Consider the following 17,753-nt stretch of genomic DNA (forward strand, 5'->3'; position numbering starts at 1 on the left):
CCGATGCTAACAGCAAGGAATCGGTCCTTGCACTAAGAGGAATGAATGGCGAGTAACAACGTAGCCCAATTTGCCGCGGAACTGAAAATGCCTGCTGGTGTGCTGCTCGAACAGCTGCAGGCAGCGGGCGTCCAGAAAGCGAGTGAAGACGATGCGCTGTCCGAAGCGGACAAGGCGCGTCTGCTCGATCATTTGCGCAAGTCGCACGGCGCAACCGACGGCGACAAGCGCAAGATCACGCTGACCCGCAAGCATACGTCGGAGATCAAGCAATCTGACGCGACGGGCAAGGCTCGCACCATTCAGGTCGAGGTCCGCAAGAAGCGCACGTTCGTCAAGCGCGACGACGTGAGCGATGGCGCGGAACAGGGTCAGGCGCAGGCCGCCGAAGCGGACGACGATGCAGAACTGAAGCGTCGCGAGGAAGAAGCTCGCCGCGAGGCCGAGCTGCTCGAGAAGCAGGCTCAGGAACTGCGCGAGCGCCAGGAGCGCCTCGAGCGCGAGGAAGCCGAGCGCCGCGCGCGCGAGGAAGCGGCTGAAGCCGAGCGCCGTCGCGCCGAGGAAGAAGCTGCGGCGAAGCGTGCCGCGGCCGAAGCCGCTGCGGCACAGCAGCAGGCGGCAGCGCAGCAGGCCGCCGCGGCCGAGCCGGAAGCACCGAGTGCGCAGTCCGCGCAGGACGAAGCGCGCGCGGCCGCCGAAGCCCGTGCGGCTGCCGAACGTGCGGCGCAGCGCGAAGCGGCGAAGAAGGCCGAGGATGCTGCCCGCGAGGCGGCGGACAAGACGCGCGCCGAGCAGGAAGAGATCAGCAAGCGCCGTGCGGCCGCCGAGGCCGAAGCGCGCGCGATCCGCGAAATGATGAACACGCCGCGCAAGGCCGTGGTCAAGGCAGTCGAGCCGCCGAAGCCGGTCGAGCCGCCGAAGCCGGCCGAAGCGAAGGGCACGCTGCACAAGCCGGCGAAGCCTGAAGGCGCGCAGGCGCGTCCGGCAGTGAAGAAGCCGGCCGGCGCAGCACCGGCCACGACGCAGGCACCGGCAGGCGCGGGCGACCGCAACAAGAAGCCGGGCGCAGGCAAGGGCGGCTGGCAGGACGACGCGGCGAAGCGCCGCGGCATCAAGACGCGCGGCGATTCGAGCGGCGGCGTCGACCGCGGCTGGCGCGGCGGCCCGAAGGGCCGTGGCCGTCACCAGGACAGCGCATCGTCGTTCCAGGCGCCGACCGAGCCGATCGTGCGTGAAGTGCACGTGCCGGAAACCGTGTCGGTTGCCGATCTCGCGCACAAGATGTCGATCAAGGCCTCGGAAGTCATCAAGGTGATGATGAAGATGGGCCAGATGGTCACGATCAACCAGGTGCTGGACCAGGAAACGGCGATGATCGTCGTCGAGGAACTGGGCCACCGCGCGGTTGCCGCGAAGCTGGACGATCCGGAAGCGCTGCTCGTCGAAGGCGAAACGACCACCGATGCGGAGCAACTGCCGCGTCCGCCGGTCGTTACGGTGATGGGTCACGTCGACCACGGCAAGACCTCGCTGCTCGACCACATCCGCCGCGCGAAGGTTGCCGCGGGCGAAGCGGGCGGCATTACGCAGCACATCGGCGCATATCACGTCGATACGCCGCGCGGCGTCATCACGTTCCTCGACACGCCGGGTCACGAGGCGTTCACGGCAATGCGTGCACGCGGCGCGAAGGCGACCGACATCGTGGTGCTGGTGGTGGCGGCCGATGACGGCGTGATGCCGCAGACGAAGGAAGCAATCGCCCACGCGAAGGCGGGTGGCGTGCCGATCGTCGTCGCGATCAACAAGATCGACAAGCCGGATGCGAACCCCGAGCGCGTCAAGCAGGAGCTGGTCGCGGAAGGTGTCGTGCCGGAAGAGTACGGTGGCGATTCGCCGTTCGTGCCGGTGTCGGCGAAGACGGGTGCCGGCATCGACGATCTGCTCGAGAACGTGCTGCTTCAGGCCGAAGTGCTGGAACTGAAGGCACCGATCGAAGCGCCGGCCAAGGGCATCGTGATCGAAGCGAAGCTCGACAAGGGCAAGGGCCCGGTCGCGACGATCCTCGTGCAGTCCGGTACGCTGAACCGTGGCGACATCGTGCTGGCGGGTACGGCCTACGGCCGCGTGCGCGCGATGCTCGACGAGAACGGCAAGCCGACGAAGGAAGCCGGCCCGTCGATCCCGGTCGAAATCCAGGGTCTGTCGGAAGTGCCGGGTGCGGGCGAGGAAGTGATCGTGCTGCCGGACGAACGCAAGGCACGTGAAATCGCGCTGTTCCGTCAGGGCAAGTTCCGCGACGTGAAGCTCGCGAAGCAGCAGGCCGCGAAGCTGGAAAGCATGCTCGAGCAGATGGGCGAAGGCGAAGTACAGAACCTGCCGCTCATCATCAAGGCAGACGTGCAGGGTTCGCAGGAAGCGCTCGTGCAGTCGCTGCTCAAGCTGTCGACCGACGAAGTGCGCGTGCAGATCGTGCACAGCGCGGTGGGCGGCATCAGCGAAAACGACGTCAACCTCGCGACGGCATCGAAGGCGGTCATCATCGGCTTCAACACGCGTGCCGATGCACAGGCGCGCAAGCTGGCCGAGTCGAACGGCATCGACATCCGCTACTACAACATCATCTACGACGCAGTGGATGAGGTGAAGGCGGCAATGTCGGGCATGCTGGCGCCGGAGAAGCGCGAAGTCATCACCGGCATGGTCGAGGTGCGTCAGGTCTTCAAGGTACCGAAGGTCGGCACGGTCGCCGGCTGTATGGTGACGGACGGTATCGTCAAGCGCTCGTCGTCGGTTCGCGTGCTGCGCAACAACGTCGTGATCTTCACGGGCGAACTCGAATCGCTGAAGCGCTTCAAGGACGACGTGAAGGAAGTGAAGCAAGGCTTCGAGTGCGGTATGTCGGTGAAGAACTTCAACGACGTCATCGAAGGCGACCAGTTCGAAGTCTTCGAAGTGACCGAAGTCGCGCGTACGCTGTAACCGTCGCGCATCGGCTCATGGGCGGGGCAGGCTTGGGCCTGTCCCGCCCATTTTCATAGTGGCGCGCCAACAATGGCCCGCCGCTTCATCCTGATAAACGGATCACGGATCGATCATGTCCAGGAAACGGACTTCTCCCAATCGCAACGTTCAGATCGCCGACCAGATTCAGCGCGATCTGTCCGAACTCATCATGCGCGAGGTCAAAGACCCGCGCATCGGCATCGTGACCATCCAGAGCGTGGAGCTCACGCCGGACTACGCGCACGCGAAGGTCTACTTCACGGCGCTCACCGGCGATCCGGAAAAGACGCAGGAGGCGCTGAACCATGCGTCGGGGCACCTGCACAACCTGCTGTTCAAGCGTCTGCACATTCATACCGTGCCGACGCTGCACTTCCATTACGACCAGACGATCGAGAAGGCCGTGGAAATGTCGCGCCTGATCAAGGAAGCGAATTCGACGCGTGCGAAGGACGACGACGAAGCCGACGCGCCGACCAAGGACGACTGAACTCGACCGGCCTATGACGAATGCAGCATCCCAACGCCCGCGCGTGCCCCGGCGCGCGCTGGACGGTGTCCTCCTGCTCGACAAGCCGGTCGGCCTGTCGAGCAACGATGCGCTGATTCGCGCGAAGCGGCTGCTTCTCGCGAAGAAAGCCGGCCACACCGGCACGCTCGATCCGCTGGCTTCGGGCCTGCTGCCGCTGTGTTTCGGCGAGGCGACGAAGTTCTCGCAGGATCTGCTCGAGGCCGACAAGACCTACGAAGCGACGATGCGCCTCGGCCTGCGCACGGCCACCGGCGATGCGGAAGGCGAAGTGATCGACACGCGGCCGGTCGAATGCGACCGCGCAGCGGTGGAGGCCGCGCTCGCGCGCTTCACCGGCGAGATCGTGCAGGTGCCACCAATGTATTCGGCACTCAAGCGTGATGGCAAGCCGCTGTACGAATATGCGCGCGCGGGTCAGACCGTCGAGCGTGAAGGCCGCAACGTGACGATCCATGCGCTCGACCTGCTTGCCTGCGAGATGCCCGACGTAACGTTTCGCGTGACCTGCAGCAAGGGCACTTATGTGCGCACGCTGGCGGAGGATATCGGCGAGGCGCTCGGTTGCGGTGCGCATCTGACGATGCTGCGTCGCACGGGCGTCGGCGCGCTGACGCTCGAGCATGCGGTGACGCTCGATGCGCTGTCGGACGCGGATGAATCGGCGCGCGATGCGTGGCTCCAGCCGGTCGATGCATTGTTGTCGACGTTTCCGTCCGTTCGTCTCGACGACGCGTGCGCGAAGCGGTTCCTGCATGGTCAGCGCCTGCCGCTGTCGGAGCTCGGGCCGATCGATGCGGCCGACGGCGAGCGCGTGCGCGTCTATGACGCAACGCGGCTGCTCGGCGTGGCGCGCAAGGCGAATGGCGTGCTCGCACCGGAACGGCTCGTCGTGACGGCAGCCTGACGCAGCGGCGCGAGCGCGCCGTCGGAGCAACAAAAAGCCCGGTCGATTTCGACCGGGCTTTTTGTTTGGCGCGCGGTGGCGCGGTGTCGGGCGGCGCTCAGTGTGCCGCCGACGCTGCCGCACCGGCATCGCCGCCGCCCGCGCGTTCGGGCTTCGTGATCCAGATCAGCGCAATCAGCAGCACGAAGATCACGGCCGATATGTAGAACAGGTCGTTCACGCCGAGCTGCGCGGCCTGTTGCGTGGCCTGGTTGTTGATGAGGCCATGCGCCTGGTTCTGCGTCAGCCCGAGATTGCCCATCTGCGTGACGGCCTGGTTGAACGTCGGGTTGTACACGTTTGCCTGCTCGACCAGTTGCGCATGATGGAAGTTGTTGCGGTGATCCCACGCGGTCTGGAAGATCGACGTGCCAATGCCGCCGCACATGATCCGCACGAAGTTCGACAGGCCGGAAGCCGCGGGAATGCGGTGGCCGGGCAGGCCGGACAACGTGATCGACACGAGTGGAATGAAGAAGCCGGCCATCGCGATGCCCTGCACGAGCGTCGGCAGCGTCAGCGACCATTCGTCGACGCCCGTCGTGTAGCGCGAGCGCATCCAGAAGCACAGTGCGAACGTGAGGAACGCGGCAGTCGCGATGTAGCGAGGATCGGTGCGCGGCAGGAACTTGCCGGTCAGCGGCGACAGCAGGATCGCGAACAGCCCGACCGGCGCCATCACGAGGCCGGCGTCGGTCGCCGTGTAGCCGATCTGGGTCTGCAGCCACAGCGGCAGCAGCACGAGGTTGCCGAAGTAGAGCCCGTAACCGACCGCAAGCGCGATCGTGCCGCCCGTGAAGTTGCGAATCCGGAACAGCGACAGGTCGACGACGGGGTGCTCGGCGGTCAGTTCCCAGATCACGAAGAACGCGAACGAGATGATCGCGATCAGCGCGAGCGCGACGATCGTCGTCGATGCGAACCAGTCGAGATCCTTGCCCTTGTCGAGCATGATCTGCAGCGAGCCGACCCACAGCACCAGCAGCGCGAGACCGACGCCGTCGATCGGGGCGCGGCGCACCGTCGATTCGCGCGAGCGGTAGATCGACCACGTGGCGAGCGCCGCGGCGATGCCGACCGGGATATTCACGTAGAAGATCCACGGCCACGAGTAGTTGTCCGAGATCCAGCCGCCGAGGATCGGGCCCGCGACCGGTGCAATCAGCGTCGTCATCGACCACAACGCGAGCGCCATTGGCGCCTTCGCGCGCGGATAGCTCGACAGCAGCAGCGATTGCGACAGCGGAATCATCGGGCCCGCGACCGCACCCTGCAGCACGCGCGACGCGAGCAGGAACGGCAGCGTCGGCGCGAGGCCGCACATCCAAGACGAGATGACGAACAGGATGATCGACGCGAGGAACAGGCGGACCTGCCCGAAACGGTCGGTCAGCCAGCCCGTCAGCGGCACCGAGATCGCGTTCGCGACCGCGAACGACGTGATGACCCACGTGCCCTGGTCGGATGACACGCCAAGGTCGCCCGAGATGGTCGGGATCGCGACGTTCGCGATGGACGTGTCGAGCACGTTCATGAACACCGCGAGCGACACCGCGATCGTCCCGAGTACGAGTTGCCCGCCCTGCAAGGGCGGGTAGGAGACAGGAGCCTGTGCCATTTCGGTTGTTTTTCCGGAGTCGGAACGGTTACATCATCTTCGCGGCGCTGCCTTGCTTCGCCGCGGCCGGCACCGCCGACGCGTTGCTGCCCGCGTTCTCGGCGATGACGCGCGCGATTTCGGCATCGGCTTCGTCGCCGTACTTCGCGAACACGTTGGTCTCGTAGACGGTGTTCGGCGCGTTGACGAGCTGGTTGCCGCGTTCGTCCTTGATGTCCACGTCGACCTGCATCGACAGGCCGATGCGCAGCGGATGCTTGTCGAGATCCTTCGGATCGAGCTCGATACGCACCGGCAGGCGCTGCACGACCTTGATCCAGTTGCCGGTCGCGTTCTGCGCCGGCAGCAGCGAGAACGCCGAGCCCGTGCCGGCCGAGAAGCCGACGACCTTGCCGTGGTAGACGGCCGACGAGCCGTAGATGTCGGCCGTCAGCTCGACCGGCTGGCCGATGCGCATGTGCTTGAGCTGGACTTCCTTGAAGTTCGCGTCGACCCACACCGCATTCAACGGCACCACCGACATCAGCGGCGTGCCGGGCGACACGCGCTGACCGACCTGCACCGAGCGCTTCGCGACGTAGCCCGTCACAGGCGCCGGCAGCACGTTGCGCGCGTTCGCGAGATACGCGTCGCGAACCTTCGCTGCGGCGGCCATCACGTTCGGGTGCGACGCGATCGTGGTGTTAGCTGTCAGCGCGCGGTTCGATGCGAGCTGCTGCTGCGCGCTATCGAGCGACGCTTGCGCGGCTTTCACGGCGTCACGTGCGTGCGAGATCTCTTCCTGCGACACGGCGCCCGTCTGCGCGACGGCCACACGGCGGCGCAGATCGTCCTCGGCCTTCGACAGGTCGGACTGGCGCAGCGCGACCTGCGCGCGGTACTGGTCGTCGTTGACGAACAGGCCGCGCACCTGGCGCACCGTCTGCGCGAGGTTGGCTTCCGCCTGCTGCAGCGCGACCTGCGAATCGGCCGGGTCGAGCACGACCAGCGGATCGCCGGCCTTGACCGTCTGCGTATCGTCGGCCTTCACGGCGATCACGGTGCCGGTGACCTGCGGCGTGATCTGCACGACGTTGCCGTTCACGTACGCATCGTCGGTTCCTTCATGGAAGCGGGCGACGAGGAAGTAGTACAGGCCGTACGCGATGGCCGCGATCACGATGACCGCGACGAGCAGCGTCATCATCCGCTTGCGCTTCCCGTTGTTTTGCGACTGTGCGCTGGCGGCGTTTTGTTGAGGGTCGCTCATGGCGATTTTCTCCGTCCGTTATTTCGAGTGTCTGCGTAGTGGTGGCGCCGGATCAGTTGGCGGCCTGTTTGGTCGGCTTGTCGGCGTCGGGCGCGGCGAGCGGCGTGCCGGTCGCATCGAACCCGCCGCCCAGTGCCTTGATCAGCGCGAGCTGCATGTCGCGCCGGCGCATCTTCAGGTTGGTCACCGTCTGCTCCGATGCGAGGCGGTTGCTGTCCGCGGTCAGCACCTGCAGTTGCGGCGACAGGCCGGCCTTGTAGCGAATCACGGCGAGATCGTAGGCGCGCGTCGACGCGTCGAGCGCGCGTTGCGCGTCGCCCATCTGGCGATCGATCGCGCGGATCGACGAGACTTGCGTCGCGACGTCGTTCAGCGCGCTGATCAGCGTCTGGTTGTAATTCGCCACTGACAGGTCGAAATCCGCATAGCGACCCTTGAGCTGTGCGCGCAGCGCGCCGGCGTCGAAGATCGGCAGGTGGATCGCCGGGCCGAACTGCGCCTGGCGGCTCGCGAAGTTCAGGAATTTGCCCCAGCCGAACGCATCGAAACCGAAGCCGGCCGCGAGGTTCACGTCGGGATAGAACTCGGCCTTCGCTTCCTTCACGTCGTGCATCGCAGCCTCGACCTGCCAGCGTGCGGCGACGATGTCGGGGCGGCGCGAGACGAGATCGGCCGGCAGGTTACCGGGCAGTGCGACTTCGCCGCTCGGGTTCATCACGGGCGCCGCGATCTGCAGCCCGCGATCAGGCCCCTTGCCGAGCAGCGCGGCGAGCTGGTAGCGCACCGTCGTGATCTGGCCGTCGAGATCCGACAGCGAAGCCTGGGTCGTCGCGATATTGCCGCGGGCGGTCTGGCGTTCGACGTTGGTGTCGAGGCCTGCCGATACGCGGCCGTCGGTGATCTTGCCGACCGTCTCGCGGTTGGTGATCTCGCGTTGCGCGATGTCGCGCAGCGCGTAGAGCTGTGCGAGCGAGTTATAGGTGCGCGCGACCGATGACGCGAGCGTGATGCGTGCCTGCTGCATGTCGGCTTCGGCCGCTTTTTCCTGCGACACGGCGGTGTGCAGGCGTTCGCGGTTCTTGCCCCACAGGTCGAGTTCCCACGATGCGCTCGCGAGCGCGTTGTTCTCGCTGTACCACTGGCCGCCGTACGGGGGCGGGAACAGTGCGTTCGACGAATACAGCTCGCGCGTCCACGAGTAGCTGGCTTCGGCTTTCGGCAGCAGGTCCGAGCGCGACGATTCGATGTACGACGATGCCTTCGCGATGCGCGCCTGCGCCTGCGCGATCGACGGATTGCCCTGAAGGGCCTCGTCGATCAGCTTCGGCAACTGCGGATCGCCGAACTGGCTGGCCCAGTCGAGCGCCGGCCACTGGCCGCCCTGGGCCGGCAGGCTCTGCGCGGATTCGAATTGCGACGCGGGGGCGATCTGCTTGTCGCTCTTGATGCCGATGTAATTCGCGCAGCCCGCCAGCGCCAGTGCGGCGACCGCGGCGGCGACGGCGGCGCGGCACGACCCGGCGCGCACGGACAACGGGGAGGATTTCATCGTGCTGACCCCTGACTCGGAATGAATGATGGACACTGCAAGGATTTCCTTACATTAATCTGTCAAAAGTAATTGTTATGGCAACTATTACGTGATGCTGCCGCCGGCCGTCTCGCAATAGTTGCTGAGAATGCGGCGCAGCATGCTCTTCAGGAACCCGACTTCTTCCGGCGTAAATCCGTCCAGCACCTGGTCGAGCACGCTGCGGAAAATGGGCGGCAGCCGTTCGGCAAGCGCGCGGCCTTCCTCGGTCAGTTCGAGGCGCACGACGCGCCGATCCTCGATGCTGCGCACGCGGGACAGCAGGCCGCGTTTCTCGACCCGGTCGAGCAGGCGCGTGACCGCGCTCGCGTCGATCCCGTATTCGCGAGCGAGCTCGGCGGCCGTCGAGCACTTGCCGACCGCGATCATGAACAGCATGCTCGCCTGCGTGCCCGTGATGCCGAGCTCTTCCTGCGTGCGTTGCGTGACGAGGTTGGTCATCACCGATTTCACGCGCGACATCAGATAACCGACGCTGTCGTTCATCTGATACGAAGACAGCGGCGAAACGGGCGGTTGGGTAGGAGAATCCGACATAAAACCCTGAAACTGCAATAGTTGACTAGGCAGTATTATAGGTACAATTGCTTGCCGCGGCAAATGTTAATCGAACTGCAACGGGCGTGCTCCGCGTTGCAAGAATCCCTCATCACGGCAAGGGTTTTCGGTCTGCTGGCGGCGGCGCCTTCGGCAGATCTGCGCGTTCGAGAGGGGGTAGGGCCGGCTCGGCTTGCTGCGTTGCAACGTGCCAGCCAGCTTTCGACACGCGCACGTGCTATAATTTGAGGCTTTCCAAGCTGCAATGCGCGCGCCCGTGAAAAACGAGCGGGCGCGTTTGCGCGTTCAAACGATTTCCAGGTTTCTATGACCCGCGCCCTTCGCAATATCGCCATCATCGCCCACGTCGACCACGGCAAGACTACGCTCGTCGACCAACTGCTCCGCCAGTCCGGCACCTTCCGCGAGAACCAGCAGATTGCGGAGCGGGTGATGGATTCGAACGACATCGAAAAGGAGCGCGGGATCACGATTCTCGCGAAGAACTGCGCGGTCGAGTACGAAGGCACGCACATCAACATCGTCGACACGCCGGGGCACGCGGACTTCGGTGGCGAGGTGGAGCGCGTGCTGTCGATGGTCGACTCGGTGCTGCTGCTCGTCGACGCGGTCGAGGGCCCGATGCCGCAGACGCGCTTCGTCACGAAGAAGGCGCTCGCGCTCGGCCTGAAGCCGATCGTCGTCGTCAACAAGATCGACCGCCCGGGCGCGCGGATCGATTGGGTCATCAACCAGACGTTCGACCTGTTCGACAAGCTCGGCGCGACGGAAGAGCAGCTCGACTTCCCGATCGTCTATGCATCGGGCCTGAACGGCTATGCGTCGCTCGACCCGGCCACGCGCGAAGGCGACATGCGCCCGCTGTTCGAGGCGATCCTCGCGCACGTGCCGGTCCGCCCGGCCGACCCGGAGGCGCCGCTGCAGCTTCAGATCACGTCGCTCGACTATTCGACGTACGTCGGCCGGATCGGCGTCGGCCGCATCACGCGCGGCCGCATCAAGCCGGGCCAGCCGGTCGTGATGCGTTTCGGCCCGGAAGGCGACGTGCTGAGCCGCAAGATCAACCAGGTGCTGTCGTTCAAGGGTCTCGAGCGCGTGCAGGTCGACTCGGCCGAAGCCGGCGACATCGTGCTGATCAACGGTATTGAAGATGTCGGTATCGGCGCGACGATCTGCGCGGTGGATACGCCGGAAGCGCTGCCGATGATCACCGTCGACGAGCCGACGCTGACGATGAACTTCCTCGTCAACTCGTCGCCGCTCGCGGGCCGCGAAGGCAAGTTCGTGACGAGCCGCCAGATCCGCGACCGCCTGATGAAGGAACTGAACCACAACGTCGCGCTGCGCGTGAAGGACACCGGCGACGAAACGGTGTTCGAAGTGTCGGGCCGCGGCGAACTGCACCTGACGATTCTCGTCGAGAACATGCGTCGCGAAGGCTACGAGCTGGCCGTGTCGCGTCCGCGCGTCGTGATGCAGGAAATCGACGGCGCAAAGCACGAGCCGTACGAACTGCTGACGGTCGACGTCGAGGACGAGCATCAGGGTGGCGTGATGGAAGAGCTCGGCCGCCGCAAGGGCGAGATGCTCGACATGGCGTCGGACGGTCGTGGCCGCACGCGTCTGGAATACAAGATCTCGGCGCGCGGCCTGATCGGCTTCCAGAGCGAATTCCTGACGCTCACGCGCGGCACGGGCCTGATGAGCCATATCTTCGACTCGTACGCACCGGTCAAGGACGGCTCGGTCGGCGAGCGCCGCAACGGCGTGCTGATCTCGCAGGACGACGGCGCGGCCGTGGCGTACGCACTGTGGAAGCTGCAGGATCGCGGCCGCATGTTCGTGAAGCCGGGCGACGCGCTGTATGAGGGCATGATCATCGGCATCCACAGCCGCGACAACGACCTCGTCGTGAACCCGATCAAGGGCAAGCAGCTGACCAACGTGCGCGCGTCGGGCACCGACGAAGCCGTGCGTCTCGTTCCGCCGGTCCAGATGTCGCTCGAATACGCGGTCGAGTTCATCGATGACGACGAACTCGTCGAGGTGACGCCGCAGTCGATCCGCCTGCGCAAGCGCTTCCTGAAGGAGCACGAGCGTCGCCGCGCGAGCCGCGAAGGCGCGGTCGACTGAGCGTTTCGACCGTTTCCGTGCATCACAAGAAAGGCTGCCTCCGGGCGGCCTTTTCTGCATCTGCGCGGCGCGCAACCGAATTGTCTGCAAAACACTGTTCCCGCGGGTCGTGGCAATCCGGCAAAACCCCGTCGCGCGGTGCTTTCGGGCACATTTCGCCGTGAACTCCGGTATCGGTTCTGTGATATGCTGCGCGCACGCAAGTTTTAGGTCCTTCCAAGCAAGACTTGATTCGCAATCCGCTAAACGGTCAGGCCGTGTCGCGGAAGGTTGAGTAACCCGCTATTTCTCGAGAAGCTCGAAGAAAGGTGAGCGTAAAATGTCAGATGTAATGAAGCAGTTTCAGCTGAACTCCTATCTGTTCGGCGGCAATGCTTCGTACGTTGAAGAACTGTACGATGCATACCTCAACAATCCGGCGTCGGTGCCGGAGAATTGGCGAGAGTATTTCGACGCGCTGCAGAATGTGCCTGCAACGGACGGTTCGAATGCCAATGACGTCGCGCATTTCCCGATCGTCGAATCGTTTGCCGAGCGTGCGAAGGCCAATGCCTTCATCCCGCGCGAAAGCGGCACCAATCTGGCTGCGGCGCGCAAGCAGGTTCACGTCCAGTCCCTCATCAGCGCCTATCGCTTCCTTGGCTCGCAATGGGCCAATCTGGATCCCCTGAAGCGTCGCGAACGTCCCGCCATTCCCGAACTCGAACCCGCGTTCTACGACTTCTCCGAAGGCGACCTCGACCAGACCTACAGCGCGAGCAACCTGTATTTCGGTTTCGACCAGGCTTCGCTGCGCGATATCGTCAAGGGCCTGCGCGACACGTACTGCGGCACGATCGGCGCCGAGTACATGTACATCAGCGACCCGGAACAGAAGCGCTGGTGGCAGGAGCGCCTGGAGTCGACCCGCGCGACGCCGAACTTCTCGGCAGACGAGAAGAAGCACATCCTGAATCGCCTGACGGCTGCTGAAGGCCTCGAGCGTTACCTGCACACCAAGTACGTCGGCCAGAAGCGCTTCTCGCTCGAAGGCGGCGAAAGTTTCATCGCGGCGATGGACGAAGTCGTCCAGCATGCGGGCAAGCGCGGCGTGCAGGAAATCATCATCGGCATGGCCCACCGTGGCCGCCTGAACGTGCTGGTCAATACGCTCGGCAAGATGCCGGCCGACCTGTTCGCCGAATTCGAAGGCAAGCACGTCGACGACCTGCCGGCCGGCGACGTGAAGTACCACAAGGGCTTCTCGTCGGACGTGTCGACGGAAGGCGGCCCGGTCCACCTGTCGCTTGCATTCAACCCGTCGCACCTCGAAATCGTGAACCCGGTGGTCGAAGGTTCCGCGAAGGCGCGGATGGACCGCCGCGGCGACGAAGACGGCCTGCAGGTGCTGCCGGTGCAGATCCACGGCGACGCGGCCTTCGCGGGCCAGGGCGTCGTGATGGAAACGCTGAACCTCGCGCAGACGCGCGGTTACGGCACGCACGGCACGCTGCACATCGTCATCAACAACCAGATCGGCTTCACGACGTCCGACCCGCGCGACGCGCGCTCGACGCTGTACTGTACCGACGTCGTCAAGATGATCGAGGCGCCGGTGCTGCACGTGAACGGCGACGATCCGGAAGCCGTGATCCTCGCGACGCAGATCGCGATCGACTACCGGATGCAGTTCCACAAGGATGTCGTGATCGACATCGTCTGCTTCCGCAAGCTGGGTCACAACGAGCAGGACACGCCGGCCGTCACGCAGCCGCTGATGTACAAGAAGATCGCGCAGCACCCGGGCACCCGTGCGCTGTACGCCGAGAAGCTCGTGCAGCAGGGCGTGATCACCGCGGAAGACGCCGACAACTACGTGAAGGCGTACCGCAAGGCGATGGACGACGGTCACCACACGGTCGACCCGGTCCTGTCGAACTACAAGAGCAAGTACGCGGTCGACTGGGTTCCGTTCCTGAACCGCAAGTGGACGGATGCGGCCGACACGGCCGTGCCGCTCGCGGAACTGAAGCGCCTCGGCGAACGCATCACGACGGTCCCGGAAAACTTCAAGGTCCACCCGCTCGTCGAGCGCGTGATCAACGACCGCCGCAACATGGCGCGCGGCGACCAGCCGCTCGACTGGGGCATGGGCGAGCACCTCGCGTTCGCGTCGCTCGTCGCATCGGGCTACTCGGTGCGCCTGACGGGCCAGGACTCGGGCCGCGGCACGTTCACGCACCGTCACGCGGTGCTGCACGACCAGAACCGCGAGCGCTGGAACGACGGCACGTACGTGCCGCTGCAGAACATCGCCGAAGGCCAGGCGAAGTTCACGGTGATCGACTCGGTGCTGTCGGAAGAAGCGGTGCTGGGCTTCGAATACGGTTACTCGACCGCCGAGCCGAACACGCTCGTGCTGTGGGAAGCGCAGTTCGGCGACTTCGTCAACGGCGCGCAGGTCGTGATCGACCAGTTCATCTCGTCGGGCGAAGTGAAGTGGGGCCGCGTGTCGGGTCTCACGATGCTGCTGCCGCACGGCTACGAAGGCCAGGGTCCGGAACACTCGTCGACCCGTATCGAGCGTTTCCTGCAACTGTGCGCGGATCACAACATGCAGGTCGTCCAGCCGACGACGCCGGCGCAGATCTTCCACCTGCTGCGTCGCCAGATGATCCGCCTGTTCCGCAAGCCGCTGATCGTCGCCACGCCGAAGTCGCTGCTGCGTCACAAGGAAGCGGTGTCGGACCTGTCGGAACTCGCGAAGGGTTCGTTCCAGCCGGTGCTGGGCGAAACCGACGGCGGCATCGACGCGAAGAAGGTCAAGCGCGTGCTGGCATGCTCGGGCCGCGTGTATTACGACCTCGTCGCACATCGCCGCGAAGCGAAGGCGAACGACGTCGCGATCATCCGTATCGAGCAGCTGTATCCGTTCGCGCACAAGCAGTTCGAAGCCGAAATGAAGAAGTACGAGAACGCGACTGAAGTGGTCTGGGTGCAGGACGAGCCGCAGAATCAGGGCCCCTGGTTCTACGTCGAGCACCATCTGAAGGAAGGCATGAAGGAAGGACAGAAGCTGGCATACAGCGGCCGTCCGGCTTCGGCCTCGCCGGCGGTTGGCTACTACGCGAAGCACTACGAGCAGCAGAAGGCCCTGATCGAAGGTGCTTTCGGCCGCCTGAAGAGCGCATCGATCGCGAAATAACCGACGGAAGCGAAACGGGAAGGCGCGCGGCGCTTTCCCGTCTCCTTTGGCCTGCCTGGCGCGTCGCGCGCCGCACCGGCCGAAGGAATCGCACGAACCTCGTCACACCCCAGATTAAGCATCCAGGAAAATCACATGGCTATCGTAGAAGTCAAAGTCCCCCAGCTTTCGGAGTCGGTTTCGGAAGCCACCATGCTGCAGTGGAAGAAGAAGCCGGGCGAAGCAGTCGCGCAAGACGAAATCCTGATCGAACTCGAGACCGACAAGGTCGTGCTCGAAGTGCCGGCGCCGGCCGCGGGCGTGCTCGCGCAAGTGCTGCAGAACGACGGTGACACGGTGGTTGCCGATCAGCTGATCGCGACGATCGACACAGAAGCGAAGGCAGGTGCAGCCGAAGCAGCGGCGGGCGCCGCCGAAGTCAAGCCTGCTGCAGCGCCTGCTGCGGCCGCACCGGCAGCACAGCCGGTCGCCGCAACGGCATCGTCGGCCACCGCATCGCCGGCCGCATCGAAGCTGCTGGCCGAGAAGGGCCTGTCGGCAGGCGACGTCGCAGGTTCGGGCCGCGACGGCCGCGTCACGAAGGGCGACGCGCTGGCAGCAGGCAGCGCACCGAAGGCCGCTCCGGCCGCCGCACCGGCCAAGGCCGCTGCGAAGCCGTCGCTGCCGGAAGTGAAGGTGCCGGCGTCGGCGACGACCTGGCTGAACGACCGTCCGGAACAGCGCGTGCCGATGTCGCGCCTGCGTGCGCGTATCGCCGAGCGTTTGCTCGAATCGCAGCAGACCAACGCGATCCTGACGACGTTCAACGAAGTCAACATGGCTCCGGTCATGGAACTGCGCAACAAGTACAAGGACAAGTTCGAGAAGGAACATGGCGTGAAGCTCGGCTTCATGTCGTTCTTCGTGAAGGCGGCCGTGCATGCGCTGAAGAAGTTCCCGCTCGTGAACGCGTCGATCGACGGTAACGACATCGTCTACCACGGCTACTTCGACATCGGTATCGCCGTCGGCTCGCCGCGCGGCCTCGTCGTGCCGATCCTGCGCAATGCAGATCAACTGAGCCTCGCCGACATCGAGAAGAAGATCGCCGAATTCGGCCAGAAGGCGAAGGACGGCAAGCTGTCGATCGAGGAAATGACGGGCGGTACGTTCTCGATCTCGAACGGCGGCGTGTTCGGCTCGATGCTGTCGACCCCGATCATCAACCCGCCGCAATCGGCAATCCTCGGCGTGCACGCGACGAAGGAGCGTCCGGTCGTCGAAAACGGCCAGATCGTGATCCGTCCGATCAACTATCTCGCGCTGTCGTACGACCACCGGATCATCGACGGCCGCGAAGCCGTGCTGTCGCTCGTCGCGATGAAGGATGCGCTCGAGGATCCGGCACGCCTGCTGCTCGACCTGTAAGCCGAGTTTCACCGCATTGACCCGCTCCGCACGGGCGCGCAGACGCGCGACCGTGCGGACGTACAAGTAGAAAGGATTTCCATGTCCAAGGAATTTGACGTCGTCGTGATCGGCGCCGGCCCCGGCGGCTACATCGCCGCGATCCGCGCCGCGCAGCTGGGCAAGACCGTTGCCTGTATCGAAAAGTGGAAGAACCCGGCCGGCGCGCTGAAGCTCGGCGGCACCTGCCTGAACGTGGGCTGCATCCCGTCGAAGGCGCTGCTCGCGTCGTCGGAAGAGTTCGAGAACACGTCGCATCACCTGGCCGATCACGGCATCGAAGTCGAAGGCGTGAAGCTCGACATCGCGAAGATGCTCGGCCGCAAGGACGCGATCGTCGAGAAGATGACGTCCGGTATCGAGTTCCTGTTCAAGAAGAACAAGATCACCTGGCTGAAGGGCCATGGCAAGTTCGCCGGCAAGACCGACGCCGGTGTGCAGATCGAAGTGAGCGGCGAGGGTGAAGCCGAAGTCGTCACCGCGAAGAACGTGATCATCGCGACGGGCTCGAAGGCGCGTCACCTGCCGGGCATCCCGGTCGACAACAAGATCGTGTCGGACAACGAAGGCGCGCTGACGTTCGACTCGGTGCCGAAGAAGCTCGCCGTGATCGGCGCAGGCGTGATCGGCCTCGAACTCGGCTCGGTGTGGCGTCGCCTGGGTGCCGAAGTGACGGTGCTCGAAGCGCTGCCGGCATTCCTCGGCGCAGCCGACGAAGCGCTCGCGAAGGAAGCGGCCAAGCTGTTCAAGAAGCAGGGCCTCGACATCCAGCTCGGCGTGAAGATCGGCGAAGTGAAGACGACCGCGGACGGCGTGTCGATCGCCTACACGGACAAGGACGGCAACCCGCAGACGCTCGACGCCGACCGCCTGATCGTGTCGGTCGGCCGCGTGCCGAACACCGACAACCTCGGCCTCGAGGCAATCGGCCTGAAGGCGAACGAGCGCGGCTTCATCGACGTCGACGACCACTGCCGCACGGCGGTGCCGAACGTGTACGCGATCGGCGACGTGGTGCGCGGCCCGATGCTTGCGCACAAGGCGGAAGATGAAGGCGTGCTGGTCGCGGAAGTGATCGACGGCCAGAAGCCGCACATCGACTACAACTGCATTCCGTGGGTGATCTACACGTACCCGGAAATCGCGTGGGTCGGCCAGACGGAGCAGCAACTGAAGGCGGAAGGTCGCGAGATCAAGACGGGCAAGTTCCCGTTCTCGATCAACGGCCGCGCGCTCGGCATGAACGCGCCGGACGGTTTCGTGAAGATGATCGCGGACGCGAAGACCGACGAACTGCTCGGCGTGCACGTGATCGCCGCGAACGCGTCGGACCTGATCGCGGAAGCCGTGGTGGCGATGGAGTTCAAGGCGGCGTCGGAAGACATCGCCCGCATCTGCCATCCGCACCCGTCGATGTCGGAAGTGATGCGCGAAGCGGCGCTCGCCGTCGACAAGCGCTCGCTGAATAGCTGAGCGCGGTAAGCGCCAGCCGG

Annotated in this window: 11 protein-coding genes; 7 read left to right on the forward strand and 4 right to left on the reverse strand. The window is 64.9% G+C overall.

All coding sequences use genetic code 11. From position 1 onward, the window contains the following. Window positions 1-45 precede the first annotated feature (45 nt). The 3 genes from infB (at window position 46) to truB (ending at window position 4,442) form a co-directional block, all read left to right on the forward strand. On the forward strand, window positions 46-2,982 hold the full coding sequence (gene infB / locus AC3WLY_RS11400; protein WP_310134459.1) for a translation initiation factor IF-2: 2,937 nt from the start codon (window positions 46-48) through the stop codon (window positions 2,980-2,982). A gap of 115 nt (window positions 2,983-3,097) precedes the next feature. After that, window positions 3,098-3,496 (forward strand): 30S ribosome-binding factor RbfA, encoded by a 399-nt coding sequence (gene rbfA / locus AC3WLY_RS11405; protein ID WP_034184029.1) that lies wholly within the window; start codon window positions 3,098-3,100, stop codon window positions 3,494-3,496. Window positions 3,497-3,509: 13 nt separating this feature from the next. Next, window positions 3,510-4,442, forward strand: coding sequence for a tRNA pseudouridine(55) synthase TruB (gene truB / locus AC3WLY_RS11410; protein WP_105393026.1), 933 nt, complete (start codon window positions 3,510-3,512; stop codon window positions 4,440-4,442). Between the two features lie 97 nt (window positions 4,443-4,539). On the opposite strand, the gene AC3WLY_RS11415 is transcribed toward truB, so the two are convergent. The 4 genes from AC3WLY_RS11415 to AC3WLY_RS11430 form a co-directional block, all read right to left on the reverse strand. Further along, a complete protein-coding gene (locus AC3WLY_RS11415) occupies window positions 4,540-6,099 on the reverse strand; it encodes a DHA2 family efflux MFS transporter permease subunit (protein WP_175961560.1) in 1,560 nt (519 codons plus the stop codon). 28 nt (window positions 6,100-6,127) lie between these two features. After that, a complete protein-coding gene (locus AC3WLY_RS11420; protein WP_175961559.1) occupies window positions 6,128-7,348 on the reverse strand; it encodes an HlyD family secretion protein in 1,221 nt (406 codons plus the stop codon). Between the two features lie 52 nt (window positions 7,349-7,400). Further along, window positions 7,401-8,897: an efflux transporter outer membrane subunit gene (locus tag AC3WLY_RS11425; protein ID WP_492310292.1), complete on the reverse strand. Its 1,497-nt coding sequence runs from the start codon at window positions 8,895-8,897 to the stop codon at window positions 7,401-7,403. A gap of 87 nt (window positions 8,898-8,984) precedes the next feature. Beyond that, complete coding sequence (locus AC3WLY_RS11430) at window positions 8,985-9,476, reverse strand: MarR family winged helix-turn-helix transcriptional regulator (RefSeq protein ID WP_492310293.1); 492 nt, start codon at window positions 9,474-9,476, stop codon at window positions 8,985-8,987. A 327-nt stretch (window positions 9,477-9,803) separates the two neighbouring features. Between AC3WLY_RS11430 and typA the strand changes: the two genes are divergently transcribed. From typA to lpdA, 4 genes are all read left to right on the forward strand, one after another. Further along, complete coding sequence (gene typA, locus AC3WLY_RS11435) at window positions 9,804-11,630, forward strand: translational GTPase TypA (RefSeq protein ID WP_034184035.1); 1,827 nt, start codon at window positions 9,804-9,806, stop codon at window positions 11,628-11,630. 319 nt (window positions 11,631-11,949) lie between these two features. After that, on the forward strand, window positions 11,950-14,814 hold the full coding sequence (locus AC3WLY_RS11440) for a 2-oxoglutarate dehydrogenase E1 component (protein WP_072441703.1): 2,865 nt from the start codon (window positions 11,950-11,952) through the stop codon (window positions 14,812-14,814). Window positions 14,815-14,949: 135 nt separating this feature from the next. Next, window positions 14,950-16,221: a 2-oxoglutarate dehydrogenase complex dihydrolipoyllysine-residue succinyltransferase gene (odhB, locus tag AC3WLY_RS11445; RefSeq protein WP_175961557.1), complete on the forward strand. Its 1,272-nt coding sequence runs from the start codon at window positions 14,950-14,952 to the stop codon at window positions 16,219-16,221. An 81-nt stretch (window positions 16,222-16,302) separates the two neighbouring features. Then, window positions 16,303-17,733 carry a dihydrolipoyl dehydrogenase gene (gene lpdA / locus AC3WLY_RS11450; RefSeq protein WP_492310294.1) on the forward strand — a complete coding sequence of 477 codons (1,431 nt, stop codon included), beginning with the start codon at window positions 16,303-16,305 and terminating at the stop codon, window positions 17,731-17,733. Window positions 17,734-17,753: the final 20 nt, after the last annotated feature.

It is taken from the genome of Burkholderia sp. FW306-1C-G01B, assembly GCF_058781685.1.